Below are 24,979 nucleotides of genomic sequence, written 5' to 3'. Positions count from 1 at the left end.
ATCCCGGCCTACGCAGCCGCGACCAGCAGCCAGCCGCCCCAAGCGACCAGGCCGGCCCCGGCGGCGCGGCCGAGCCAGCGGCCGCCGGGAACCGTCTTCTCCAGCAGGACGAACAGCGCGATCGCGCCGACCCAGGCGAGGTTCATGACCCCGCCGACGAACAGCAGCAGCATCAGCGCCCAGCAGCAGCCAAGGCAGAACAGGCCGTGGCGGAGGCCGAGGCCGAACGGTCCCGACCGGCGGTGCCGGGTCAGGAATTCGGCCGGGGATCGGCAGCGGACGAGACAGGCCTGCTTCGGCGCGGTGAACTGCCAGGCGCCGGCGAGCACCAGCGCGCTGCCGGCCAGCACCGTGCTGGCGGTCGCCATCGCCGGGGACAGCAGGGCCAGGGAATCGAGCTGCCACTGCAAGGTGGCGGCCAGGACGCTGAAGCCCACCCAGACCGCGAGATAGCCGAGCGCGAACAGAGTGGTTGCGTCGTGCGGGGCGGCCTGGCGGCGATGGCGCTGCAAAGCGGCGTGGGTCAGCAGCATCGGCGCCGCCCCGGGCAGCATCATCGCCACCATCATCACCGACCACATCGCCACCATCAGGGCGAATGTGGCGCCGGTCCAGGGTATGGGCATCGCCGGGTCCATCGCCATGCCGGGCATCGCCATCCCAGGCATCTCCGCGCCGGGCATCTCCGCGCCGGGCATTTCCATGCCGATGCCGAGGCCGATATAGGTCCAGGCCGCGATGCAGGTGCAGGCGAGGGCGACGAACGTCACCAGGCGGTCGCGGCGCAGCACCGCCTCGATCGCGGAGGGCACGGCCGCCATCGCCGCCGGCTACGCCACCACCCCGGTGTTGCTGAGATGGATATGCGCGAACTGGGCATAGGTGCCGGCGAGATCCAACTCGAGGCCCGCGGCCGCCTTGGTCGTGCCGCTGCCGATCTCGGCCAGGCGGTATTCGAAGCCGTGGGGCAGGTCGATGCGGACGCGGTGTGCGGCGCCGGTCACCGGGTTGCGGATCGGCTCGCCCGTCACCTCGACCATGCCCGGCACGACGAAGCGCCCGCGGCGACCGTCGACGTCGATGTCGATCTCGATAGGTTCGAACAGCGGCTGGAGCCGATTCGGGCTCATGGCTGCGTATACCCACCACATCGTCGCCATGTCCTCGGTGTCCTGGCCGGTCATGATCCTGAGCAGGGCGTCGCGCTGCGCGGCGTCGGCCCGCTCATCGATGATCAGCTGCATGGTGCCGTTGCCGTGATGCACAGGCCCTGGCCAGATGTAGAGGCCGACGGCGCGCAGCCCGTCCAGGCTGACATCGCCGAAATGCCCGGATTCGATCAGGAAGCCGACCACGGCGCGGCAGTGCCCATGCGTCGGCAGGTCGTTGAACTGGCAGGGGCAGCCATAGGAGCAGTTGCAGTTGGCGAGCTCCGTCGCCTTCAATTCCCATTCCACCATCGTCTTGGCCTCCCCGAAGGTCTGTTGGAGCAGCCGAAACAATCGAACAAAGCATAGAATGATATTAAAATATTACGCCTTTTGGGAGACGGCGGCAATGCCGCCATCCGGAGGACGCCTCTACCGCCCCTCGCGCCGCCAGGCGGCCATCAGCCCGCCGAGGCCGAGGAACAGGGCGATCAGCGGCGGCAGCAGCGGCGTCTCGGTCATGCCGGTGACGGTGTAGTCGCCATTGCCGCGCAGGCCGAACCAGCCGGCGCCCGCGGCGGCCCGGTCCGGCCGGGTGCGGCGAAGGGTCGGCACGCCGTCGCTGGCCAACCAGGCGACGCCGCCGCCGCTGGCCTGGGTCACCGGCGCCAGCTTGTCGGTCACCGCCCGCATGTCGCTCAACTCCGGCGGGTTCAGCGTGCCGACCACGGCCAGCGCGGTCTTGTCGCCGTCGCTGACCCGGTAGATGCCCGGCCCCTGGGCGTTGACCCGGCCGGCATAGAGGCCGGGCGAGGCCTCGCTCAGCGTCACGCTCTGGGTCTTGCCGTCCGGGTCGGTCACGGTGACGGGCGGGTTGCTCTGGTCCAGGTTGCGGCGGCGGATCTCGATGCGCTGCCCGGCCGCCTCGGCGCGCAGCACGTTCTCCTCCAGCTCCGGCTCGCGCATCAGCCAATGGGCCAGGCGGCGCAGCAGCTCCGCCTGCGGGCCGCCGCCCTCGAAGCCGCGGCTCCACAGCCAGATCTGGTCCGACGCCATCTGCGCCACCCGGCCCTCGCCGACCCGGTTGAGCACCAGGAGCGGCCGGCCGCCGATCCCGGTCATCACCACATTGCCGCCATGCGGCACCACGTCGATCTGGCGGAACCAGCGGCCCCAGCTCGGGCCGCCGCCTGGGCCGCCGGTCGATCCGTCCAGCGTCGCCGTCACGGGATGGCGCTGGCCGAGGTCGGTCACCACCGGGCGGAAGCCCTGCTCCAGCACCTCGCCGGTCGGTTCAGCCGGCAGGATGTTGCCGATCGGCGTGCGGTACAGGCTCAGCGGCTCGGCGAAGGCCTCGCCGGAGACCTCGAGGAAGGCGCCGCCTTCCTCCACATACTGGGCGATGTTGCCGAGATAGAGGTTCGGCAGCACCCCCATCCGCCGGTAGCGGTCGAAGATGATGAGGTCGAAATCCTTGAGATTGGTCTCGAACAGCTCGCGGATCGGGAAGGAGATCAGCGACAGCTCGTTGATCGGCGTGCCGTCCTGCTTCTCCGGCGGCCGCAGGATGGTGAAGTGCACCAGATCGACCGAGGGGTCGGATTTCAGGATGTTGCGCCAGGTGCGCTCGCCCGGATGCGGCTCGCCCGACACCAGCAGCACGCGCAGCCGGTCGCGCACGCCGTTGACGACGATGGCGGCGCGGTTGTTGGCCTGGCTCAGCTCGCCCGGCAGCCCCTCGACCGCGAATTCGAACACGGTCGGACCGCCATGGTCGAGGCGGAAGCTGACCTGGGTGTCGCGCCCGACCGGCAGCTGCAGCGCCTCCGGCGCGCCGGCGTCCTTGGTCGCGGTCACGGTGGCGACGGCGCCGGGCTCGGCGTTCGGCAGGTCGTCGACCCTGAGTGTCACGGTCACGTCCTGGCCGACCAGGCCGAAGCTCGGCGCCTGGGCCACGACGATGCGGCGGTCGAACTCGTCCGGCCGGCCGGTCAAGAGCGTGTGCACAGGCCCGAAGGAGCTGCGGACCGCCGGGTCGGTCGGCACGTCGTGCACCTGGCCGTCGGTGATCAGGATGGCGCCGGCCAGCCGCCGCCGCGGCACGTCGGCCGTGGCCGCGCCCAGCGCCTCGAACAGATGGGTCTCGTCCAGCGGCGCGCCGGCGCCTTCACCGACGCTGACGAAGCGGGTCTCGAGATCCGGGAAGGCGGCAAGCTTGGTGCGCAGATCCGCCAAGGCGGCGTCGATCCGGGCGGGACGGTCCTCGATTTGGTCGGAGGGCGAGCGATCGACCACCACCACCGCGACGTCGCGGATCGGGTCGCGCTTCTCCTCCACCAGCGACGGGTTCAGCAGGGCGGCGGCCAGGGCGAGGAAGGCGAGGGTGCGCCAGCCCAGCCCGGGGGCGCGGCGCCAGGCGCCGACCAGCAGCGCCAGCACGGCGAGGCCGAACAGCGGTCCGAGGACGATCCAGGGCAGGAGAGGCGAGAGGGCGACCGAGGCGGCGTCCATATTCACTGCCCCAGCCGTTCCAGGATGGCCGGCACATGCACCTGGTCCGACTTGTAGTTGCCGGTCAGGGCGTACATCACCAGGTTGACGCCGAAGCGATAGGCCATCTCGCGCTGGCGCTCGCCGCCCGGCACCACCGGCAGCATCGGCGCGCCGCCCGGCCCGGTCGCCCAGGCCCCGGCCCAGTCATTGGCGCCGATGATGATGGTCGAGACGCCGTCATTGACCGTGGCGTCGGCGGTCTCCACCCACAGGTCGCCGCCGGCGTAGCGGCCGGGGAAGTCCTGCATCAGGTAGAAGGCGCGGGTCAGGATATGGTCCGGCGGCACCGGCGTCAGCGGCGGCACGTCCAGGCCCTGGGTCAGCTCGCGCAGCTTCTCGGCGCCCGGCCCGGCCAGCGCCCCGCCGCTGCTGCCCGTCGCCTGGTCGCGGGTGTCGAAGAAGATGGTGCCGCCGGTGCGCAGGAAGGCGTTCAGCTTGCCGATCGCGGCGTCGGACAGGGCCGGCTGCTCCGGCGTCATCGGCCAGTACAGCAGGGGGAAGAAGGCCAGCTCGTCGCTCTCGACATCGATGCCGACGGCGCCTTCGGCATTGACCGAGGTGCGGTCGCGCAGCACCTGGGCCAGGCCTTCCAGCCCGGCCTGGCTGACCGCGTCGACATCCTGCGACCCGGTCTCGACATAGGCGAGGCGGACATGGTTGGCCATGGCGATGATGCGGCTGTCGTCCTGCGCCCGCGCCGGTGCGGGCGACAGCAGCGACGCGGCGACGGCGCCGGCCACCAGCAGCGCCGCCGTGGTGGCGCGCCGCGGCGGGGTCAGCAGGCCGCGCATGAACAGGGCGATCAGCCCGTCCAGGATCAGCAGGGTCATGGCCAGGGCGAAGACCCAGGGCCGCAGGTCGACCTCGGCCGGGGCCTCGTAGCCCGCGACCGACACGCCGGGCGGCAGGCTCGGGATCGGCTCCAGGCTGGTCACGGCCGAGCCGAGGTTGAGGGCACGGCGGTTGTCCTCGGTGCCGTAGAAGCCGGGCGGGTGCTCCGGCCCCGGCACGGTGCTGGCGAAGGCCGGGCCGGCGATCGGCAGGGCCAGCGGCGGCGGCGGCACCAGCCGGCCGAGCCCGTCCAGCAGCTTGACCGGCGCCAGGCTGGCCTGGCCGCTGTCGCCGCCGACGCCGCTGCCCAGCGCCACGACGCGGCGCAGCATGTCGACGAACAGGCCGGAGAAGGCGAGGTTCGACCAGCCGGGCCCGGCGGTGGTGTGGATCAGGATCAGCCAGCCGCGGCCGCGCTTCTCGGCGGTGACGATCGGCGTGCCGTCGGTCAGCCGGGCCCAGGTCTTGTCGGCCAGGTCGGGCGACGGGTCGGCCAGCACCTGGCGCTGGATGCGCACATCCGCCGGGATGGTCAGGCCCTGGAACGGGCTTGTGGCATCGAACGGCGCCAGCGACATCGGCTCGGTCCAGGACATCGCGCCGGACAGGGTGCGGTCGCCGAAGCGCAGCGGCACCGGCACCAGCGGGTCCGGGTTGGCCGCCAGGATCGGCCCGGCGAAGCGGATCAGGGCGCCGCCGCCTTCCATCCAGCGATCGGCCGCCTGGCGGTCGGCCTCGGAGGACAGGGTGCCGTCCGGCAGCAGCAGCGCGGCCAGCCTGTCGGTCGGCTGGGTGCCGCCCAAGAGGTCGGCGACGCTGCCGCGGCGGATCTCGGCGAAGGGCTCCAGCGCCCGCTGCAGATAGTAGCTCTCGGTCAGCAGCGGCTGGGCCCGGGCGGTGTCCTGCGGCGCGGCCAGGCCGACCGGCCGGCGGCGCCAGCGCTCGTCGACCAGCACCGTGGCGCCGGCCGTGGTCTCGCCCTCGATCGATACCGCGGCGATGGCGTTGCGTGCGGTCGAGGGCAGCTCGAACCGGGCCTCGGCCTGGCGCTGACCGGCGGGGAAGCGGACCTCGGTGCGGGCCAGCGGGCGGCCGTCCTCGGCCGCGGCGCGCAGCACCAGCGGCACGTCGCCGACGGCGGCGGCACGCTTCACCGGGACGGTGAGGGCGGTGTCGACCACTTGCGGCGTGCCGACCAGATGCGCCAGGTCGAAGGCCTGCGGCGTCAGCACCTCCAGACTGCCGAAGCGCTGCAGCCGGGCGGCGAAGTCGCGCACCCCGTCCGCCTCTTTCTCGGCGGTGATGCCGTCGCTGGCCCAGACGACATGGACCGATCCGGGCAGGCGCAGCGCGTCGGCCGCCTTCAGCGCCGCCGCCCGGTCGGTCGGCCAGGGGCTGGGCGCCATATTATCGATCAGGCCGCGGGCCTCGCTCGGGCGCAGCAGGCGGCTCGCCGCCACCGGCTCGCCCGGGGCGGTCGGCGCGGTGGCCAGCAGCACCACGTCGCGGCCGGCGCGCTCGGCCTTGTCGACGGCGGTGCGCAGGGCCTCCTGCCGCTGCGGCCAGGCCTTGCCGGCGGCCCAGCCATTGTCGACCACCAGCAGCACCGGGCCGCTGCCGGGCAGTGCGGAGCCGGGGTTCAGCACCGGATGCGCCAGGGCGATGATAATCAGTGCCGCCAGGGCCAGGCGCAGCACCAGCAGCCACCAGGGCATCCGCTCCGGCGTCTCCTCCTGCGCCTGCAGGCCCAGCAGCAGGCGGATCGCCGGGAAGCTCAGGCGCCGCGGCGCCGGCGGCGTGACCCGCAGCAGCCAGTAGATCACCGGCAGCAGGATCAGCGCCGCCAGGATGGCGGGGGCCAGGAAGACGAGGCCGCCGAGCGTCACCATCTGGCCCTGCCGGTCGCGGCCCCGGACATCACGCCCCACAGACTCAGCAGCGCCGCCTCGGCCGATCTGTCGGTGCGGTGCACGGCGAAGCTCCAGCCGGCGCGGCGGGCGATCGCCGCCAGCCCGTCCTGGTGCTCGGCCAGGCGCTCGCGATAGGCGTCGCGCACCGACCGCACCCGCGGGATCAGTGCCGATTCGACCTCCTCGATGCCCTCGAAGCGGATGCGGCCCTCGAAGGGCAGCGTCGCCTCGGCCGGGTCGAGCACCTGCAGGATGTGGCCGCGCACGCCGCGGGCGGCATAGGCGGCGACCGAGGCGCCGAACTCGTCGAGCGGGGCCAGGCAGTCGCCCAGCAGCACCATGGCGGCGTGGCGCGGCACCCGCAGCTCCCATGGCACCGCCTTGCTGGCATCGTCCAGGGTGCCCCGGTCCAGCGCTGCGGCCAGGCGCAGCAGGCTGGCGCGGCCGGTCGCCGGCGGGGTGTCGCCGCCGATCAGCGCCACCCGCTCGCCGGCGCGGTTCAACAGCGAGGCCAGGGCCAGCAGCAGCACCTCGGCGCGATCGCGCTTGGTCGGCAGCGAGCGGTCGGAGCGGTAATCCATCGACGGCGAGGCGTCGCGCCACAGCCAGGCGGTCTGCACCGCGGCCCATTCGGTCTCGCGCTGGAACAGCCCTTCGGACTTGCCGGACTGGCGCCAGTCGATCCGGCCGATCGGCTCGCCGGCCTGATAGCGGCGGAACTGCCAGAAGCTCTCGCCGACTCCGACCCGGCGGCGGCCGTGCACGCCCTGGGCCACGGTCGAAGCGACGCGGTCGGCGGCGATCAGCAGCGGCGGCAGCGTCGCCGCCAGCGCATCGGCCGCCTTGCGCCGCCCGGCGCCGGTCAGGGGGGATGAACCGTCCGCCACCTCGGCCTCAGCCCAGGCGCGCGACCAGCCGCTCGACGACGTCGGCGATGGTGGCGCCATCGGCGCGCGCGGCGAAGGTCAGGGCCATGCGGTGCTGCAGGATCGGGCGGGCGAGGGCGGCGACGTCGTCGACCGAGGGCGACGGCCGGCCGGTCAAGAGGGCACGGGCGCGGCAGGCCAGCATCAGCGACTGGCTGGCGCGCGGGCCGGGGCCCCAGCCGACCATGCGCTGCACCTCGGGCAGGTCGGTCGAATCGGGCCGGGCGGCGCGGACCAGCGACAGGATCGCCTCCAGCACCGTCTCGCCGACCGGCAGCCGGCGCACCAGGCGTTGGGTCCGCTGCAGGGCCTCGGCGCTCATCACCGCCTCGATCTGGGCCTCGTGCACGCCGGTGGTGGCCAGCAGCATCCGCCGCTCCGCCGCCAGGTCAGGGTAGCCGACATCGACCTGCATCAGGAAGCGGTCCAGCTGCGCCTCGGGCAGGGGGTAGGTGCCTTCCTGCTCCAGCGGATTCTGCGTGGCCAGGACGTGGAACGGCTCCGGCAGCGGCAGGTAGCGGCCGGCGATCGACACCCGGTGCTCCTGCATCGCCTGCAGCAGCGCCGACTGGGTGCGCGGGCTGGCGCGGTTGATCTCGTCGGCCATCAGCAGTTGGCTGAACACCGGGCCGGGAATGAAGCGGAAGCTGCGGCGGCCGGTCTCGCTCTCCTCCAGCACCTCGGAGCCGAGGATGTCGGCCGGCATCAGGTCCGGCGTGCACTGCACCCGCCGCTCCTCGAGGCCCAGCACGGTGCCGAGCGTCTCGACCAGCCGGGTCTTGGCCAGGCCGGGCAGGCCGACCAGCAGGACATGGCCGCCGGCCAGGATGGTCACGAGGCTCTGGTCGATCACCTCTTGCTGGCCGAAGATGACCCGGCCGATCATGCTGCGCACGGCGGCCAGCCGCTCCACGGCCGCATCGATGTCGCCGGGCGTGGCCGGGGTGTCGAGCTCGGTCGGGACGGTCGTTTGCATGGGCGTGCCGCTCTGCCGGGGAACTGACGGATCTATTGCAAGAGTATGGCGGAATTGAGCGACGGCGAGTCGAAGAAAACGCAATCGGCCCGGGCGCAGTCTGACGCAGGCGCCATGGATGCGGCTTTGGCCGGTGCCCGGCGCGGCCCGAGCGCGGCGGACGAGGCCTATGACATCCGCATCGGCCGCGACGGCACCTGGTACTATCACGGCAGCCCGATCCGCCGCCTGCCCCTGGTCAAGCTGTTCGCCACCGTGCTGCGGCGCGACGCCGCCGGCGACTACTGGCTGATCACCCCGGCCGAGCGCGGGCGGATCACGGTCGACGACGCGCCCTTCGTCGCCGTGGCGGTGGAGGTGGCGGGGGCGGGCGAAGACCAAGTCCTGACTTTCCGCACCAATCTCGACGCGGCGCGCGAGGCAGGGCCGGAGCATCCGATCCGGGTGACCTTCGCCGCCGGCACCGGCGAGCCGTCGCCCTATATCCGGATCGCCGAGGGGCTCGACGCGCTGCTGTCGCGCCCGGTGTTCTACGAGCTGGCCGAGATCGCCGTCAGCCATGACGGCCGGATAGGGGTCTGGAGCCACCGGACATTCTTCCCGCTGGACCAGGCGTGACCACCGAACCGCCCCCGGGCGCGGCCGATCTGGAGCGGCTGCGGCGCTATCGGCCGCGCCTCTCCCGCGGCGACCACGACCTGAATCCGGACCTGAAGCCGCTGGCGAGCCTGCGTCCGGCGGCGGTGCTGGTGCCGATCGTCCGGCGGCCGGAGGGCGACACCATCCTGCTGACCCTGCGCACGCCGCACCTCAATGCCCATGCCGGCCAGATCGCCTTCCCCGGCGGCGGCGTCGATGTGGGCGACCCGGACCCGCTGTCGGCGGCGTTGCGCGAGACTGAGGAGGAGATTGGCCTGCCGCGCGGGAAGGTGGAGATCGTCGGCCGGCTCGACACTTATGTCAGCCGCACCGGCTTCGAGATCCAGCCCTTCGTCGGCCTGCTGACGCCGCCCTTGGAGACCGCGCCCGATCCGTTCGAGGTGGCCGAGATCTTCGAGGTGCCGCTGGCCTTCATCCTGGCCCCCAACAACCCGAAGCTGCACCGCATCACCGTGCAGGGGGTGGAGCGGCAATATTATGCCTTCCCCTATCGCGACCGCTATGTCTGGGGTGTGACCGCGGGCATCCTGCGGAATCTCCGCGACGTGCTGCACGGAACCACGGCCGAATGACGACACCGCACCGCCTGTCGCCGCTGCCCGGCTGGGCCACCGACCCCGCCGCCCGGGCGGTGATCGACGCCCTGTCGATCCCCGGCTTCGATCCGCGCTTCGTCGGCGGCTGCGTCCGCAACGCGCTGCTCGGCCGCGACGCCGCGGATGTCGACATCGCCACGCCGCTGCGGCCGGAGGCGGTGATGGTGGCGCTGCGCAACGCCGGGCTCGGCGTGATCCCGACCGGGTTGCAGCACGGCACGGTCACCGCCCGCTCCGGCGGCAAGAGCTTCGAGGTCACGACGCTCAGGATCGATGTCGAGACCGACGGCCGCCACGCCATCGTCGAGTTCACCGCCGACTGGCGGGCCGATGCGTCTCGGCGCGACTTCACCATGAATGCGCTGTCGGCCGATTTCGAAGGGGTGGTGCATGATTATTTCGGCGGCGTGGCGGACGCGCTCGCCGGCCGGGTCCGCTTCGTCGGCGACCCGGCGCAGCGCATCGCCGAGGACGGCTTGCGCATCCTGCGCTTCTTCCGCTTCCACGCCCATTTCGGCAGCGGCGAGCTCGACCCGCCGGCGCTGGCCGCCTGCGCCGCCGCGTCCGGCAGCCTCGACCGGCTGTCTGGCGAGCGGGTGCGGGCCGAGCTGCTGAAGCTGCTGGCCGCGCCAGACCCGGTGCCGGTGTGGCGGGCGATGGTCGAATCCGGCATCGCCCGGCACGTGATCGGCGAGGATGGCGACATCGCCCGGCTGCAGGGGCTGGTGCAGGTCGCGCCGGGCTCCGATCCGGTGTTGCGGCTGGCGGCACTGCTGCGTGGCGACGCGGCGGCGGTCGCGGCCCGGCTGAAGCTGTCGAATGACGAGCGCGACAGGCTGCTCGGGCTGCAGGACAGCACGCTCGACAAGGCGCCGGATGAAATCGGGGTGCGGCTCCTGTTGTACCGGCACGGCCGGGCCGGCGGCCGCGACCGGCTGCGCCTAGCCTGGGCCGCGGCGCCGACGCGCTGGAGCTTCAAGCGCGCCTTGGCGGCGCTGGAAAAGGAGCCGGTGCCGACCCTGCCGGTGCGCGGCCGCGACGTGGTCGCCCTCGGCGTCACCGGTCCCGCCGTCGGCCGCGCCTTGGCCGAGGTCGAGCGCTGGTGGATCGCCCGGGGCCTGCGCCCCGGCCGCGACGAAAGCCTCGGCCGGCTGCGGGAATTGGCGGGGGTCTAGGGTTCAAACGGGGAAACGAAATGACCGAGAATACGATCAGCGCCGGCGGCGTCGAGATCGCGACCGAGGCCTTCGGCGACCCGGCGCACCCGCCGGTGCTGCTGATCATGGGCGCCATGGCCTCGATGCTGTGGTGGCCCGAGGCACTCTGCCGCCGCCTGGCCGGGCAAGGCCGCCATGTGATCCGCTACGACAACCGCGACACCGGCCGGTCGACTGCCTATCCGCCCGGCGAGGCGGCCTACGGCTTCGACGACATGGCGGATGACGCGATCCGCGTGCTCGACGGCCACGGGCTGGGCCGCGCCCATCTCGTCGGCATGTCGCTCGGCGGCATGATCGCGCAGCTCGCGGCGCTGGCGCATCCGGACCGGGTGGCCTCGCTGACCGCGATCAGCACCTCGCCGGTCGGCACCGACACCTCGCATCTGCCCGGGACCACCGCGGCCTATATGGAGCATGCCGCGACCGGCGAATCGGTCGACTGGACCGACCGGGCGCAGGTGATCGACTTCATGTGCCGCGACGCCCGCGCCATCGCCGGCACCGCCCATCCGCATGATTCGGCGGCGGCCCGCCGGCTGATCGAGACCGATGTCGACCGCGCCCGCAGCTTCGCCAGCGCCACCAACCACTTCATGCTGAAGGGTGGCGACCGGTGGCGGGGTCGGCTGGGCGAGCTCCGGCCGCCGCTGCTGGTCATTCACGGCACGGCCGACCCGATCTTCCCGGTCGATCACGGCGCCGCCCTGGCCGCCATCGTGCCGGGCGCCCGGCTGGTGCGGATCGAAGGCGGCGGCCACGAGCTGCATCCGGCGGACTGGGACACCTACCTGGCCGCGATCACGGAGCACACCGCGGCGTAGCGGACCTACGCCGCCACCCTCTCCGCCGCGAGGTCAGCCCACAGCGCCTCCGGGATGTCGCGCCGCAGCAGGGCCAGGTTGCGGTCGACCTCCTCGGCTGACTGGTGGCCGACGACGACGCTGACGACGGCCGGGTGGCGCAGCGGGAACTGCAGCGCCGCCGCCGGCAGCGGTACGTCGTGGCGGCGGCACACCGACTCGATCCGCCGGGTCTGTTCCAGCACCTCGGGCGTCGCCGGCTTGTAGTGGTAGCGGGCGCCCTCGATTGCGCCGGTGGCCAGGATGCCGGTGTTGAACGGCGCCGCCACCAGCACCGAGATGCCGCGCTTCACGCAATCGTCCAGGAACGGCACCGAATCCTGCTTCAGCAGGGTGTAGCCGCCGGCCAGCATCATGCAGTCGAAGTCGCCGGCCTCGGCGAAGCGCTGGCACACCTGCCAGTTGCCGACGCCGACGCCGATGGCGCCGACCACGCCCCGGTCGCGCAGCTCCGCCAGCGCCGGATAGGCGCCGTCCATCGCCTCGGCGAATCGGGCCTCATAGGCGTCGCCGTGCAGGTCGGGGGTGACGTCGTGGATGAAGACGATGTCCAGCCGGTCGCGCTTCAGCTTGGCCAGGCTGCGCTCGACCGATCGCAGGATGCCGTCGCGGCTGTAGTCGAAAAGATTCTGGCCGTCCTCATTGGTGCGGCCGGCCTTGGTCGACAGTACATGCTCGCCGCGCGGCCGGTCCGCCAGCGCATTGCCGAAGCGCGTCTCGCTGACCCCGGCGGCATAGAGGGCGGCGGTATCGAAATGGCGCAGTCCGCGGTCCCAGCAATGGTCCACCAGCGCGGCCACGGCGGCATCGCCGATCGAGCTGAACAGGCTGCCGCCGCCGATGCCCAGGCGGGACACGCGCAGCGTGGTGCGGCCGACCGGGCGGCGCTCAACGGGATCGAACATGATGCTCCTCGGGCTGGGCTGATGGCCCATCTTGGCACCATTTCTCGTCCGAGGGTCCAATAGAGATTCCGCCGCACATGGCCGACACTTCCGCCGGAAACGACCATCCGGGTCAACGAACCTAAAGGGAGAAACGCGATGAGCGAGTCCATACACCCGGTCGTCGACGGCGGCGTGCGCCAAGGGTCCGGCAGCTTCCAGGGAGGCACGCTGACCTGTCTGTGCACCGATCGTCCCGTCAAGGTGCGCATCGAGGGCGACGTCGCCCACAACCATGCCTGCGGCTGCACCAAGTGCTGGAAGCCGAAAGGCACGGCCTTCTCGGTCGTCGCCGTGGTGCCGAGCGACAAGGTGACGGTGCTGGAGAACGGCGACAAGCTGGCGGTGGTCGATTCGAGCGCCCTGATCCAGCGGCATGCCTGCAAGCAATGCGGCGTGCACCTGTACGGCCCGGTCGAGCGCGACCATCCGTTCAAGGGCCTGTCCTTCATCCATCCGGAGCGGTTCGACAACGCCGGCTATGCCGCGCCGACCTTCGCCGCTTTCGTCTCGTCGATCATCGAATCGGGCGTCGATCCCAGCCGCATGGACGGCGTCCGCGCCCGGCTGACGGAGCTGGGGCTGCCGCCCTATGACTGCCTGTCGCCAGGTCTGATGGACTACGTCGCGACCTGGACCGCCAAGCGCTCCGGGGCTTTGCCGGCTTAGCGCTGGCTGAGCCGGATCGGATCATCCCGATCTGACCACGGCAGTGAGTTTTTGCCTCTCCCGCTTGCGGGAGAGGTCGGAGACGCGGAGCGGCTCCGGGTGAGGGGATTTTGTCGAGGCTGGGACCAGCTCTCACCCGGTCGTCCTGCGGACGCCCGGCCTCTCCCGCCAGGCGGGAGAGGCAATTTGATTGCGCTGGGCACCTATCGATCCCAGCCTCACCCTTCCCGTTGCATCCGCTGGCGCCGGGCGAGTTCGGCCTCGGTCGGCTCGGCCAGGGCGAAGGATCCGGTCGTCACCTCGCCGGACCGCGCATAGCGGCTGATCACCACCCCGGTGGTCGAGGCCTTGCTGTCGACCAGCTTCAGCCCGGCCGGGATGGCGCCGCGGCCGAACAGCCGCTTGCCGGAGCCGAGCACGACCGGGAAGGTCAGCAACCGGAACTCGTCGATCAGGTCGGCCGCCAGCAGGGTCTGGATCAGGTCGGTGCTGCCCTGCAGCAGCAGCGTCGGGCCGTTGTGCCGCTTCAGCTCCGCGACCGCCTCGGCCGCGTCGCCGCGCAGGGCCACCGAGTTCTGCCAGGCCAGGGGCGCGGCCGAATGCGTGGCGACATATTTGGTCACCCGGTTGAACACCTTGCCGATCGGATCGTCCGCTCCGACATGCGGCCAGTGGGCGGCGAAGATCTCGTAGGTCTTGCGGCCGAGCAGCAGGTCGAAGGGGGCGTCGAAGGTCTCCCCCATGGCCTGGCCCATGACGTCGTCCCAGTGATGAAACGTCCAGCCGCCCAGCGCGAACCCGCCGGTCGGATCCTCCTCCGGCCCGCCCGGGGCCTGCATCACGCCGTCCAGGCTGACGAACGCGGCGGTGACGACCTTCCTCATCTCGATCTCCTGTCGATGGCGGCGTCTCGCACGCCGGGATCGATCCAAGGACGGTCGGGGAGGCGGCGATCCGACATGCCGCCTCCCGTTCTGCGTCCGCCGCGACGACGCTACTTCATCACCGCGACGAAGCTGGCGGTGTAGCCGGCCGGGCTGTTACTGCCGTGGGGCTTCACCCGGACGATCGAGCCGACCAGCGCCGGAACCTGCCTAATGCCGTTGGGCCATTTGTAGGCGAGACAGCCATTATAGGCGTACTCCCAGCCATCGGTTGAGGTGCCCGGCCGTCCGTACCCGACGATCGAGAATGCGACGGGGGTGTCGGGACTGCCCCGCGTCATTGTGCCCTTAAGATCCATGCCGCCGCCCTGCCAATCGAGCAGGGCGAAGAAATCGGTGCTCGAGACAGGCTCGATGTTGAGATCCGCCTCCGCGAAAATCAGGGCGAGCGCCTTCTTCGGGTCGTCCCCGACGAGGGCGGGGTCGTTGTGGAAGCTGCGATAGGTCCACTTGCCGGCGATGTCTGAACTGGAGCTGGCCATCGGAAAAACTCCTTCTGTCGAGAAATGCGGTTGAGGCAATGACGAGATCTCACCAAGCGAACGGACAGCTTGGCGGTACCTTCAGATCACTGGGGAACGGCGGCTCGGGGTAATATTGGATCGTGCGCTGGACCTCGCGGGCCGCGTCGTCTCCCCTCAACAGCCGGACCAGGTGCAGCGATTCATCGAGCCCGGACGAAATGCCGCCGCCGGTCAGGCGGTTGCGGTCGCGGTGGAAGCGCGGAAACCCCTCCACGACGGAGATTTTCTCGAACTCCTTCAGGCAAGGGATGAACGCCCAATGCGTGGTGGCGTGGTAGCCATCGAGCAGCCCTGCCGCTGCGAGGAGCAGCGCGCCCTCGCACACCGAGCAGACCCAGCCTGCGCCGGGGCCGATGCGAAGCAGGAAATTGAGAAGGTCGCGCGGCTTCTCTCCCCGCATGATCGGCGCCAGCGCCGCCGGATCGCCGCCGGGAACCCAGAGGATGTCGAGCTCCTTCGTGTCGTCAAAACAATGCGTGGCGAGGAAGCGAAAGCCGTCGCGCATCTCGATCGGCGTGTCGGTCGAGGCGGCGAGCAGCCGCAGCTCGGCGTCCGGCCAGGCCCATTTGAACACCTCGTGCGGGGCCGTGACGTCGAGCAGATCGACCTTCTGGTAAACCGGGATACCGATGATCATCCGATTGTCTCCACGGCCTGCCGGACTGCGGTGACGGGCTGCGATCAGGCCACGGCGAGACTACAAAAATCAGCTGCGACTTCAGGACCGCGTTTCAGCCGGCGTTAATTGCGTACAGGGATATCAGTAGTGCTAATCAGGGGCGCGGCTCGCAATGGTCGGGTCAGAAATTCAGAACAAATGAATCTATCTATAGAATAACCTCTCGGGCTCGGAATTGCAATTTTTCTCGGCCATGGCGTCCGCCGCGCCATCCGGGTCGCCCTCCGGTTCGTTTGGGGTCCGCGCATCCGCGCCACTCCCGCTGCCGATATTAAAAAATCGTCATCCCCGCGAAGCGGGGATCTGGTCGGCTCCGCCAGCGGGAGATTCCCGCTTTCGCGGGAATGACGGCCAAAAGGAAACAGGACGGGGCGCCCCTACGGCCAGGCGACCAGCGGCGGCAGCGACATCAGGATGGCCTCGGTGTTGCCGCCGGTCTTCAGGCCGAAGGTGGTGCCGCGGTCGTACAGCAGGTTGAACTCGACATAGCGGCCGCGGCGCTGCAGCTGATGCGCCCGCTGTTCCTCGGTCCAGGGCCGGTCCATATGGCGGCGGACGATGCCCGGATAGGTGTCGAGGAAGGCCAGGCCGACATCGCGGGTGAAGGCGAAATCGGCCTCCCAGTCGCCGCCGTCGAGATTGTCGTAGAAGATGCCGCCGACGCCGCGCGGCTCGTCGCGGTGCGGCAGGAAGAAGTACCGGTCGCACCACTCCTTGAAGCGCGGGTAATAGCCGGGGTCGTGCCGGTCGCAGGCGGCCTGCAGCGCGCCGTGGAACGCCGTCGTGTCGGCCTCGTCCGGCACCATCGGCGTCAGGTCGGCGCCGCCGCCGAACCAGCCGATCGAGGTCTCGATCCGCCGCGTATTCATGTGCACCGCCGGCACCAGCGGGCTCTGCAGATGGGCGACGACGCTGATGCCCGAGGCCCAGAACCGGCCGTCGCCCTCGGCGCCCTTGATCTGCGCCCGGAACGCCTCCGAGAACTCGCCATGCACGGTCGAGATGTTGACGCCGACCTTCTCGAACACCCGGCCGCGCATCGTCGACATCACGCCGCCGCCGCCGCCCGGCCGGTCCCAGGCCCGGCGCTCGAAGCGCCCCGCCGGCCGGGCGGCGAGTGGGCCGGCATAATCGTCCTCGATCGCCTCGAAGGCGGCGCAGATCCGGTCGCGCAAAGTCGCGAACCAGGCGGCGGCTTCGGCCTTGCGGGCCTCGGTCGGGTCGGGCGGGGTCTGGCTCATGCGGCGGGCCTCTGTTGCAGCGCCGGCACCATAGGGCGGGCGGAAGGGAGCGGGAATGGCCAACCGCGCCCCAGGCGTGGCGGCGTCAGGGCCCGACACCGGTCTGGCGAATCGCTTCGCCCAGAACCATCGCCGCCGCGGTCGCGACATTGATCGAGCGCGCCTCCGGCCGCAGCGGGATGACGATGCGGGCATCCGCCGCAGCATGCACCGCCTCGGGCACGCCGGCGCTCTCGCGCCCGACCATGATCCGGTCGGAAGGGGCGAAGGCGAAGCTCGTATAGGGCTGGCTGGCCCTGGTGGTCAGCAGCACCAGCCGCCCGGCATGGGCCGTCTCGGCATAGCGCCGCCAGCTGGTCCAGCGCGTGAGATCGAGGAAATCCGCGTAGTCCATGGCCGCGCGCCGCAGCCGCCGGTCGTCGACCAGGAAGCCGCAGGGCTCGATCAGGTCGACGGCGACGCCGAGCGCCGCCGCCAGCCGCATCATCGTGCCCGCGTTCTGCGGGATGTCGGGTTCGTAGAGGACGAGGCGCATGATTGGCTCGGCTGGTCCGCGGTGCTGCGTCGCTGGGTGGTTCTAGCGAATTGCAAGGGTCGGAATGGCATTGTATAGACCCCAGGCCGCCTCCTGCCCGGGATACGGCGTCGTCGCCCGGGCCCGAAGCCAGCTCGGGGGCGCGGGGGAAGATAAGGTCGACCAAGAAGGACCGTTGCAACAATGTCGGATACCACCCTCCAGGGCGCGCCGGGCCCGAGTCATACGCCAACCGGGGATCACGCATCCGGGGAGGGGGGCACTCGTCGCGACTTCCTGTATCTCCTGACCGGCGCGGTGGGCGCGGTCGGCGTCGCCAGCGTCGCCTGGCCCCTGATCGACAGCATGAACCCGTCGAAGGACGTCCTGGCCCTGGCCTCGATCGATGTCGACCTGACGCCGGTCGCGGTCGGCCAGTCCCTGACCGTGAAGTGGCGCGGCAAGCCGGTGTTCATCCGCCACCGGCCGGAAGACCAGATCAAGGCCGCGGAAGAGGTTCCGCTCAGCCAGCTGCCGGACCCGCAGCCCGATTCGGCGCGCGTGCAGAAGCCGGAATGGCTGGTGGTCATCGGGGTCTGCACCCATCTCGGCTGCATCCCGCTGGGCCAGAACCCGGGTGAGAACCGCGGGCCGTATGGCGGCTGGTTCTGCCCCTGCCATGGGTCGATCTACGACACCTCCGGGCGCATCCGACAAGGCCCGGCACCGCAGAATCTCGCTGTGCCGACCTACGCCTTCACCGCCGACACCAAGGTCAAGATCGGCTGAGCCGCTCGTTCCGGAGATTTCCCATGGCCCACTCAGCCCAGCCCTCGACCTTCCAGAATCCGGCGATCCGCTGGATCGACTCGCGGCTGCCGATCTTTTCGATGATGTACAAGGAGTACGGCGAGTACCCGGCTCCGCGGAACTTCAACTACCTTTGGAACTTCGGCGCCATCGCCGGGATGATGCTGGTGATCATGATCGCCACCGGCCTGTTCCTGTCGATGCAATACACGCCGCATGTCGATTTCGCCTTCCAGTCGGTCGAGCGCATCATGCGCGACGTCAATTACGGCTGGCTGATGCGCTACATCCATGCCAACGGCGCGTCGATGTTCTTCATCGCCGTCTACATCCACATCTTCCGCGGCCTGTATTACGGCTCCTACAAGAGCCCGCGTGAGCTGGTGTGGATCTTCGGCGTCCTGATCTTCCTCTTGATGATGGCCACCGCCTTCATGGGCTATGTGTTGCCCTGGGGCCAGATGAGCTTCTGGGGCGCCACCGTCATCACCAACCTGTTCTCGGCCATCCCGCTGGTCGGCGAGAACATCGTCACCTGGCTGTGGGGCGGCTTCGCCGTCGACAACCCGACGCTGAACCGCTTCTATTCGCTGCACTTCCTGCTGCCCTTCGTGATCCTCGGCGTCGTCGTCATCCATGTCGGCGCCTTCCACATCACCGGCTCGAACAACCCGTCGGGCATCGACCCGAAGGGGCCGCAGGACACGTTGCCCTTCCATCCGTACTACACGGCCAAGGACAGCTTCGGCATTGCCGTGTTCCTGATCTTCTATGCCTTCATCGTGTTCTTCGCGCCGAACCTGATGGGGCATGCCGACAACTACATCCAGGCCAACCCGCTGCAGACCCCGGCGCATATCGTCCCGGAATGGTACTTCCTGCCGTTCTACGCGATCCTGCGCTCGATCACCTTCAGCCTGTTCGGCATCCCGGCGAAGCTGCTCGGCGTCATCGCCATGTTCGGCGCCATTGCCATCCTGTTCGTGCTGCCCTGGCTCGACACCAGCCGGGTGCGCAGCGCCCGGTTCCGGCCGATCTACCGCTGGTGCTTCTGGCTGCTGGTCGCCTCGGTGATCGGCCTCGGCTACGCCGGGTCGCAGCCGCCGGAAGGGCTGCCGGTGGTGATCGGCCAGGTCGGCATGGTCTACTACTTCGTGCACTTCCTGGTGATCCTGCCGATCCTGGGCAAGATCGAACGGCCGCTGCCGCTGCCGCGCAGCATCAGTGAATCCGTCCTCGGGCCGTCGGCCGCTACGAATACGGTGAAGGCGTGACCATGCCGCTCCTCGACAAGATCATGCTCAGATCCGCCCTCACCGCCGCGGCCCTGCTGCTGACGCTCGGCGCCGTCCTCCCGGCCGCCCAGGCGGCGGAGGGCAGCGTCGAGCCGCCGGAGCAGACCTGGACCTTCGGTGGCTTCTTCGGCACCTTCGACCGGGCCTCCGCCCAGCGCGGCTTCCAGGTCTACAAGGACGTCTGCTCGACCTGCCACTCGATGCATCTGATGTCCTACCGCGACCTGACCGGGCTGGGCTTCAACCAGGACGAGGTCAAGGCCATCGCCGCCGAGTATAAGGTGGCCGACACCAACGATGCCGGCGAGCCGATCGAGCGCACGGCGCTGCCCTCGGACAAGTTCCACAACCCGTTCCCGAACGACAAGGCGGCGGCGGCGGCGAATGGCGGCAAGGTGCCGCCCGACCTGTCGCTGATGGCCAAGGCGCGCGGCGAGGGCGGCGAGACCGACGGCCCGAACTACATCTATGCTTTCCTCACCGGCTTCCACGACGCGCCGGAAGGCTTCCAGGTGCCGGACGGGCTGAACTACAACGCCTACTTCCCCGGCCACGTCACGGCGATGCCGAACATCTTGACCGACGACGCGGTGACCTACAGCGACGGCACCAAGGCGACGCATCAGCAGGAGGCCTGGGACGTCGTCAACTTCCTGATGTGGACGGCCGAGCCGTCGATGGAGGAGCGCAAGCACACCGGCGTCAAGGTGGTGCTGTTCCTGATCATCTTCGCCGGCCTCCTCTACTCGGTGAAGCGCAAGGTCTGGGCCAACGCCCACTGATCCTGCGCGGCCGATGATCCATGACGGGGCGGTGCTTGCACCGCCCCGTGCTATTTTGGGCAGGCGTTTTCCCGGGAGGCCTCTATGGACCGGACCGAGACCCGACCGCTCGCGCTGCCGCCCGACATCCGCGGCCTGAACCTGTTCACCACCGACCGCGACCTGCAGCGCCGCCTGGCACGGCGCAGCCCCGACCTGCTGCCGCGCTTCGGCGACCGGCTGGCCGAGTTCGGCGCCTGGGTCGGCGAGGCGGTGGAGGCGCAGGCCGACTACACCAGCCGGCACGCCCCGCCGCGGCTCGAAAGCCATGACGGCGCCGGCGCGCCGGCCGGCCGGGTGGTGCTGAATGCCGAGTACCGCGCCTGCCACGCCGACGCCTATCGCCGCGGCGCCGTCGGCTTGGCCTTTGGTTCAGAGGGGGGCGGGCTCGAGCGGGCGCCGCATCTCCTCTCCTTCGTCATGGGCGGGATGCTGTCCCAGGCCGACGTGTCGCTGCATTGCCCGGTGACGATGACCGGCGCCGTCGCCTGGGTGCTCGACCGTCTGGCGCCGGACCCGGTGCGCAGCCAGTGGCTGCCGCTGCTGACCCGGATGGACGGCCAGGCGCTCAGCGGCGGCACCTGGGCGACCGAGTTGCATGGCGGCACCGATGTCGCCGCCACCACCACGGTGGCGGAGCCGGACGGCGCCGCCTGGCGCCTGACCGGGCTGAAATGGTTCACCAGCAATGCCGGCGCCGGTGTGGCACTGGCCACCGCCCGGCCGCGCGGCGCGCCGGACGGGGCGCGCGGCCTGGGCTGCTATCTGGTGCCCTCGGCGCTGCCGGACGGCACGCCGAACCGGCTGCATGTCCGCCGGCTGAAGGACAAGGTCGGCACCCGCGGCCTCGCCACCGGCGAGACCGTGCTGGACGGCGCCTGGGCGGTCGAGGTGGCGCCGCCGCCGCATGGCCTCAAGGCGATGCTCGAGGCGCTGGAATACAGCCGGGTGCACAACGCCTTCGGCGCCGCCGGCATGCACCGCCGCGCCCTGCTCGAATCGCTGGCCTGGGCCAGCCACCGCCGCGTCGGCGGCACGCTGCTCCGCTCCACGCCGATGATGCGCGACGCGCTGCTCGACCTCGCCGCGACCCAGGAGGCCTCGGCGGTGCTGGCCTTCGAGGCGGCCATGGCCTTCGAGGCGCCGGGCGAGGAGCCGGCGGTCGAAGGCTGGCGCCGCGCCGCCGTAGCGCTGGCCAAATACTGGACCGCGGCCGAGGCAACCGCGGCGGCCGCCCAGGCGGTCGAGATCGTCGGCGGCAACGGCTACACCGAGGAATGGCCGACCGCCCGGCTCTACCGCGACGCGCTGGTCACCGCGGTGTGGGAGGGGCCGGCCAATGTCCAGGCGCTGGAGTTCCTGCGCGCCACCATCGGCAAGCTGCCCGGCGACCAGGCCTTGCTCGACCGCATCTCCGGCATCCTCGATTCGGCGCCCGGGGCGCTGCAGCCGATCGCGGCACGGCTGCGCCCGGTGCTCGACAGCTGCCGCACCGGCTTCGCCCATCTGCGGGCGCGGCCGGAGGACGGGCCGCGCCTGGCCCGGCGGCTGATGCATCCGGCGGCGGAGCTGCTGGCCGCGTCGCTGATGCTGGAGGAGGCGGCGGCCGACCTGGCCGAAGGCGACCGGCGCAAAGCGCTGATGGCTGGCCGGTTCGCCCTCCGGCTCGATCCGCACGCCGTAGTGGACCTCGGCGAGGATCCGTTGCATGCCCTGTTCGACGATATCATCGGCTATGGACTCTGCCCCGCATGACTCCGCTTTCGGTTTCCGCCCACGACCTTCTGGCCTTCTGGTTCGAGGAGTCCGGGAAGGATCGCTGGTTCTCCGGCGATGCCGGCTTCGACGCCGAGATCCGCGCCCGGTTCCTGACCCTGCATGAGGAGGCCGCTGCCGGCAGGCACGACGACTGGGCCGGCTCGCCGCTGGGCGCTGTGGCGCTCTGCATCCTGCTCGACCAGCTTCCGCGCAACCTGTTCCGCGGCACGCCGCGCGCCTTCGCCTCCGACTCCAAGGCGCTGGCCGTGGCCAAGGCGGCGGTCGAACAGGGCTTCGACCGGGACCCGGCGCTGACCGACGACCACCGGCTGTTCCTCTATCTGCCCTTCGAGCACAGCGAGGACCCGGCCGACCAGCGGCGCAGCCTGGCGCTGCAGGCCGCCGGCATCGCCGACCCGGAATATGTCGGCTACGCCCGGCGCCATCTCGCGGTGATCGAGCGTTTCGGCCGCTTCCCGCACCGCAACGCCATCCTTGGCCGCGCCAGCACGCCGGAGGAAGAGGCGCATCTGGCCGAGCATGGCGGCTTCTGATGGCGGCGATCACCGGGCTCGACCATGTCATCCTGGCGGTGGCGGCGCTGGATGCCGCGCGCGACACCTGGCGCCGCCTCGGCTTCACCGTGACGCCGCGCGGCCGCCACATCGGCTGGGGCACCGCCAATTACTGCATCATGCTCGAGGCGGATTACATCGAGCTGCTCGGCGTGCTCGACCCGACGCAGTTCGACAACGGCCTCGGCGAGCGCCTGGCACGGGACGGGGAGGGGCTGCTCGGCATTGCGCTCGCCACCCGCTCGGCCGATTCGACCGCGGCCGCCTTTGAGGCGGCCGGGGCGGGGGGAGAGCCGGCGCGCGACCTGGCCCGGCTGCTCGATCTGCCGGAAGGGCCGGTGCAGCCCTCGTTCCGCCTGTCCTATCCGGCCCGGCGCGACGCCTTCGGCCTGCCGCTCTTCGCCACCGAGCACCGGACGCCGGAGCTGTTGCGCCGGCCGGAGTGGGAGCGCCACGCCAACGGCGCCACCGGGATCGTCCGGCTCGACCTCCCGACCCCGCTCGCCGAATCCGCTCTGGCCGCCTGGGCGGCGCTGGACGGGGCGCGGCGCGGGGGCGAGTCGGTCGTGATCGGCGGATTCACCCTCGGCCTCGGCGACCAGCCGATGCTGCACATCGCCACCCGCGATCTCGACGCCTGCGAATCGGCGCTGCGGGCCGGCCATGTCGCCCATGCCCGGCACCCGGGCGAGGTGCGGGTGCCGCCGCTACCGGGAACCGGCCTGGCGCTGCGCTTCGCCGCCTAGCCGTCCACCCGCCGGCCGGTCGAGGCGACCGGCGCCTCCTCGGTCAGCTGCCGGAACTGCCGGTCGATCGCCTCGACCCGGCGCCGGAACTCGGTCCGGTCGCGGCCGGCCAGGGTGGTGCCGGTCGGCAGGTCGACGCTCAGCGGGTTGACCTGGGCGCCGGCGACCAGGACCTCGTAGTGCAGATGGGGGCCGGTCGCCATGCCGCTGGACCCGACATAGCCGATCACCTCTCCCTGCTTGACCCGAGCGCCCTTCTTCAGCCGGGCGAAGCGGCTCATATGGGCATAGGCGGTCGACAGCCGGCCATTGTGCTGCAGCCGGATGACCCGGCCATAGCCGCGCTGGGTGCCGATCAGCTCCACCGTGCCGTCGCCGGCGGCATAGATCGGGGTGCCGCTCGGGGCGCCGAAATCGACGCCGCGATGCATCCGGGTGTAGCCCAGGACCGGATGGCGCCGGGCGCCGAATCGCGAGGTCAGCCGCGCCCCGTCGACCGGGGTGCGCAGCAGCAGCCGGCGCACGCTGGTGCCGTCGCTGTCGTAATAGTCGACCGTGCCGTCGCGGCTCTCGAACCGGTACATGGTCAGGGTCTTGTCGCCGAGCTCGAGCCGCGCCATCTCGACCGGCCCGAGCCGGGCGACGCTGCCGTCCGGGCTGTGATCCTGGCTGAACAGCACGGCGAATCGGTCGCCCGGCTGCAGGTCGCGCTGGAAATCGACCGAATAGGCCCAGGTCTTCAGCAGCGACAGCACCACCGCATCCGGCACCCCGGCCGCGGTCGCATCGGCATAGAGGCTCGAATCGATCTCGCCGGCGATGCCGACCGGCCGGCTCTCCAGCACCCGTTCGGCCTCGCTGCTGCGGAAATTGCCGTCGGAGGTGCGCCGGGCGGTGACGGTGCGATCCACCTCCGGCATCAGGCTGACCGCCTTCAGCACGCGCTCGCCGCCGCTGCGGTCGAAGGTGACGGTGACCGGCTGGCCGATTCGCAGCTTGGTCGGGTCGTACAGCCCGTCCAGGGCGGCCGCGGCGGCATGGGCTTCGTCCTCGGCGATTCCGGCCTCGGCCAGCAGGCCGGTCAACGTGTCGCCCGCCGCCACCTCCACGACCCGGCGCTCGGGGCCGCGCGGGGCCTGCGGCCGGCTCAAGCCGTCGGCGAGGGCCGCCAGCACCCAATCCGCCGGCTCATCCGGGGCGGGAAGCAGCGCGTCATAGGCGATCTGGTCGCGAAGGTCCGAGCGGAGCCTCGGGATGGCCGGGCCGGCGGTGGCGGCATCGGCCGGGTGCGGCGATTCGGGGAGGAGAAAGGCACCGGCCCCGAGACCGGCCAAAGCGAGAATCGACAGGACTCCGAACGGGACGATTCGCAATGGATGGGTCTCCGAGGGGCGGTGGGGAGGCCGCCCGCTGGCCGGGGCGCGCCTGAATCACCGGCGGAACATGCGGGAGAGGGGGAATCGGGTCAACCGGCTGGGGCACCCGAAATCTCACCCACAACCCCTTGCGCGCGCACGCGTGTATATCCATCTAGGGATCGCTGGGACGGCGGAAGCGGCCGGCCCGGCGGTGTTCCGAGGCCCTGTGCCTTGCGCGGGAAAGCACCTCGCGAGGAGAAAACGCTGTTCGAAAAATTTTCGTCACAAAGCGTTTGACAGGCCCGGATCACCCTCCTATAAACCGCCTCACCGACGACGACCCCGGCGGCGAGCGAAAGCGAAACGGCGGGTCGGGCAGGGCGGCAGATGAAAATCTGGTTGCACTGAGAAGTCGGAAGGA

Annotated in this window: 24 protein-coding genes; 11 read left to right on the top strand and 13 right to left on the bottom strand. The window is 70.9% G+C overall.

From position 1 onward, the window contains the following. Positions 1 to 8: 8 nt before the first annotated feature. From FFK22_RS14260 to FFK22_RS14235, 6 genes are all read right to left on the bottom strand, one after another. Positions 9 to 812, bottom strand: coding sequence for a DUF2182 domain-containing protein (locus tag FFK22_RS14260; RefSeq protein WP_221938594.1), 804 nt, complete (start codon positions 810 to 812; stop codon positions 9 to 11). A gap of 18 nt (positions 813 to 830) precedes the next feature. Next, a complete protein-coding gene (locus tag FFK22_RS14255) occupies positions 831 to 1,460 on the bottom strand; it encodes a DUF1326 domain-containing protein (protein ID WP_138892445.1) in 630 nt (209 codons plus the stop codon). A gap of 120 nt (positions 1,461 to 1,580) precedes the next feature. Then, positions 1,581 to 3,659, bottom strand: a complete 2,079-nt coding sequence (locus tag FFK22_RS14250) for a hypothetical protein (RefSeq protein ID WP_138892444.1) — start codon at positions 3,657 to 3,659, stop codon at positions 1,581 to 1,583. Between the two features lie 2 nt (positions 3,660 to 3,661). Beyond that, positions 3,662 to 6,421, bottom strand: coding sequence for a DUF4159 domain-containing protein (locus FFK22_RS14245; protein ID WP_138892443.1), 2,760 nt, complete (start codon positions 6,419 to 6,421; stop codon positions 3,662 to 3,664). Further along, a complete protein-coding gene (locus tag FFK22_RS14240; RefSeq protein ID WP_221938593.1) occupies positions 6,415 to 7,329 on the bottom strand; it encodes a DUF58 domain-containing protein in 915 nt (304 codons plus the stop codon). Before FFK22_RS14240 ends, FFK22_RS14245 begins: the two co-directional genes overlap by 7 nt. Positions 7,330 to 7,336: 7 nt before the next feature. Then, positions 7,337 to 8,344: a MoxR family ATPase gene (locus FFK22_RS14235; RefSeq protein WP_138892441.1), complete on the bottom strand. Its 1,008-nt coding sequence runs from the start codon at positions 8,342 to 8,344 to the stop codon at positions 7,337 to 7,339. A 114-nt stretch (positions 8,345 to 8,458) separates the two neighbouring features. Between FFK22_RS14235 and FFK22_RS14230 the strand changes: the two genes are divergently transcribed. The 4 genes from FFK22_RS14230 to FFK22_RS14215 are packed head-to-tail and all read left to right on the top strand — an operon-like array spanning position 8,459 to position 11,641. Beyond that, a complete protein-coding gene (locus tag FFK22_RS14230) occupies positions 8,459 to 8,962 on the top strand; it encodes a DUF1285 domain-containing protein (RefSeq protein ID WP_138892440.1) in 504 nt (167 codons plus the stop codon). Beyond that, a complete protein-coding gene (locus tag FFK22_RS14225) occupies positions 8,959 to 9,576 on the top strand; it encodes a CoA pyrophosphatase (RefSeq protein ID WP_138892439.1) in 618 nt (205 codons plus the stop codon). The genes FFK22_RS14230 and FFK22_RS14225 overlap by 4 nt, the downstream gene beginning before the upstream one ends. Continuing rightward, complete coding sequence (locus FFK22_RS14220; protein WP_138892438.1) at positions 9,573 to 10,775, top strand: CCA tRNA nucleotidyltransferase; 1,203 nt, start codon at positions 9,573 to 9,575, stop codon at positions 10,773 to 10,775. The genes FFK22_RS14225 and FFK22_RS14220 overlap by 4 nt, the downstream gene beginning before the upstream one ends. A 20-nt stretch (positions 10,776 to 10,795) precedes the next feature. Next, a complete protein-coding gene (locus FFK22_RS14215) occupies positions 10,796 to 11,641 on the top strand; it encodes an alpha/beta fold hydrolase (protein WP_138892437.1) in 846 nt (281 codons plus the stop codon). 5 nt (positions 11,642 to 11,646) lie between these two features. Here FFK22_RS14215 and FFK22_RS14210 read toward each other — a convergent pair whose 3' ends face one another. Beyond that, positions 11,647 to 12,585 (bottom strand): aldo/keto reductase, encoded by a 939-nt coding sequence (locus tag FFK22_RS14210; protein ID WP_138892436.1) that lies wholly within the window; start codon positions 12,583 to 12,585, stop codon positions 11,647 to 11,649. 138 nt (positions 12,586 to 12,723) lie between these two features. Between FFK22_RS14210 and gfa the strand changes: the two genes are divergently transcribed. Then, positions 12,724 to 13,293 carry an S-(hydroxymethyl)glutathione synthase gene (gene gfa, locus FFK22_RS14205; protein ID WP_138892435.1) on the top strand — a complete coding sequence of 190 codons (570 nt, stop codon included), beginning with the start codon at positions 12,724 to 12,726 and terminating at the stop codon, positions 13,291 to 13,293. Positions 13,294 to 13,511: 218 nt separating this feature from the next. Here the strand turns inward: gfa and FFK22_RS14200 are convergent, their stop codons facing one another. The 5 genes from FFK22_RS14200 to FFK22_RS14180 all read right to left on the bottom strand — a co-directional run bounded on the left by FFK22_RS14200 (position 13,512) and on the right by FFK22_RS14180 (position 17,216). After that, positions 13,512 to 14,177 (bottom strand): dihydrofolate reductase family protein, encoded by a 666-nt coding sequence (locus tag FFK22_RS14200; protein ID WP_138892434.1) that lies wholly within the window; start codon positions 14,175 to 14,177, stop codon positions 13,512 to 13,514. 110 nt (positions 14,178 to 14,287) lie between these two features. Continuing rightward, positions 14,288 to 14,719 carry a hypothetical protein gene (locus FFK22_RS14195; RefSeq protein WP_138892433.1) on the bottom strand — a complete coding sequence of 144 codons (432 nt, stop codon included), beginning with the start codon at positions 14,717 to 14,719 and terminating at the stop codon, positions 14,288 to 14,290. Positions 14,720 to 14,768: 49 nt separating this feature from the next. After that, positions 14,769 to 15,398, bottom strand: coding sequence for a DJ-1/PfpI family protein (locus FFK22_RS14190; protein ID WP_138892432.1), 630 nt, complete (start codon positions 15,396 to 15,398; stop codon positions 14,769 to 14,771). A gap of 419 nt (positions 15,399 to 15,817) precedes the next feature. After that, on the bottom strand, positions 15,818 to 16,681 hold the full coding sequence (gene hemF, locus FFK22_RS14185; protein WP_138892431.1) for an oxygen-dependent coproporphyrinogen oxidase: 864 nt from the start codon (positions 16,679 to 16,681) through the stop codon (positions 15,818 to 15,820). An 85-nt stretch (positions 16,682 to 16,766) separates the two neighbouring features. Beyond that, complete coding sequence (locus tag FFK22_RS14180; RefSeq protein WP_186002461.1) at positions 16,767 to 17,216, bottom strand: tRNA (cytidine(34)-2'-O)-methyltransferase; 450 nt, start codon at positions 17,214 to 17,216, stop codon at positions 16,767 to 16,769. Positions 17,217 to 17,399: 183 nt separating this feature from the next. Here FFK22_RS14180 and petA point away from each other — a divergent pair, with 183 nt between their 5' ends. The 6 genes from petA to FFK22_RS14150 all read left to right on the top strand — a co-directional run bounded on the left by petA (position 17,400) and on the right by FFK22_RS14150 (position 23,200). After that, on the top strand, positions 17,400 to 17,984 hold the full coding sequence (petA, locus tag FFK22_RS14175; protein ID WP_138892429.1) for a ubiquinol-cytochrome c reductase iron-sulfur subunit: 585 nt from the start codon (positions 17,400 to 17,402) through the stop codon (positions 17,982 to 17,984). A 23-nt stretch (positions 17,985 to 18,007) separates the two neighbouring features. Next, positions 18,008 to 19,279: a cytochrome b N-terminal domain-containing protein gene (locus FFK22_RS14170; RefSeq protein ID WP_138892428.1), complete on the top strand. Its 1,272-nt coding sequence runs from the start codon at positions 18,008 to 18,010 to the stop codon at positions 19,277 to 19,279. A 2-nt stretch (positions 19,280 to 19,281) separates the two neighbouring features. Continuing rightward, positions 19,282 to 20,082: a cytochrome c1 gene (locus tag FFK22_RS14165; protein ID WP_306770111.1), complete on the top strand. Its 801-nt coding sequence runs from the start codon at positions 19,282 to 19,284 to the stop codon at positions 20,080 to 20,082. An 84-nt stretch (positions 20,083 to 20,166) separates the two neighbouring features. Next, positions 20,167 to 21,876 carry an acyl-CoA dehydrogenase family protein gene (locus FFK22_RS14160; protein ID WP_138892427.1) on the top strand — a complete coding sequence of 570 codons (1,710 nt, stop codon included), beginning with the start codon at positions 20,167 to 20,169 and terminating at the stop codon, positions 21,874 to 21,876. Continuing rightward, a complete protein-coding gene (locus FFK22_RS14155) occupies positions 21,873 to 22,433 on the top strand; it encodes a DUF924 family protein (RefSeq protein ID WP_138892426.1) in 561 nt (186 codons plus the stop codon). The genes FFK22_RS14160 and FFK22_RS14155 overlap by 4 nt, the downstream gene beginning before the upstream one ends. Further along, the gene (locus FFK22_RS14150; RefSeq protein ID WP_138892425.1) at positions 22,433 to 23,200 is read left to right on the top strand and encodes a VOC family protein; all 768 of its coding nucleotides are present in this window, start codon (positions 22,433 to 22,435) and stop codon (positions 23,198 to 23,200) included. The genes FFK22_RS14155 and FFK22_RS14150 overlap by 1 nt, the downstream gene beginning before the upstream one ends. Here the strand turns inward: FFK22_RS14150 and FFK22_RS14145 are convergent. Continuing rightward, entirely contained in the window at positions 23,197 to 24,573 is a 1,377-nt protein-coding gene (locus tag FFK22_RS14145) for a peptidoglycan DD-metalloendopeptidase family protein (protein WP_138892424.1), read from the bottom strand. The genes FFK22_RS14150 and FFK22_RS14145 overlap by 4 nt on opposite strands. Between the last annotated feature and the right edge of the window lie 406 nt (positions 24,574 to 24,979).

This window comes from Mycobacterium sp. KBS0706, assembly GCF_005938675.2.
GTDB lineage: Bacteria > Pseudomonadota > Alphaproteobacteria > DSM-16000 > Inquilinaceae > Inquilinus.
The sequence above is the reverse complement of the archived record's forward strand: the minus strand, read 5'-3'. Positions and strand labels throughout refer to the sequence as shown.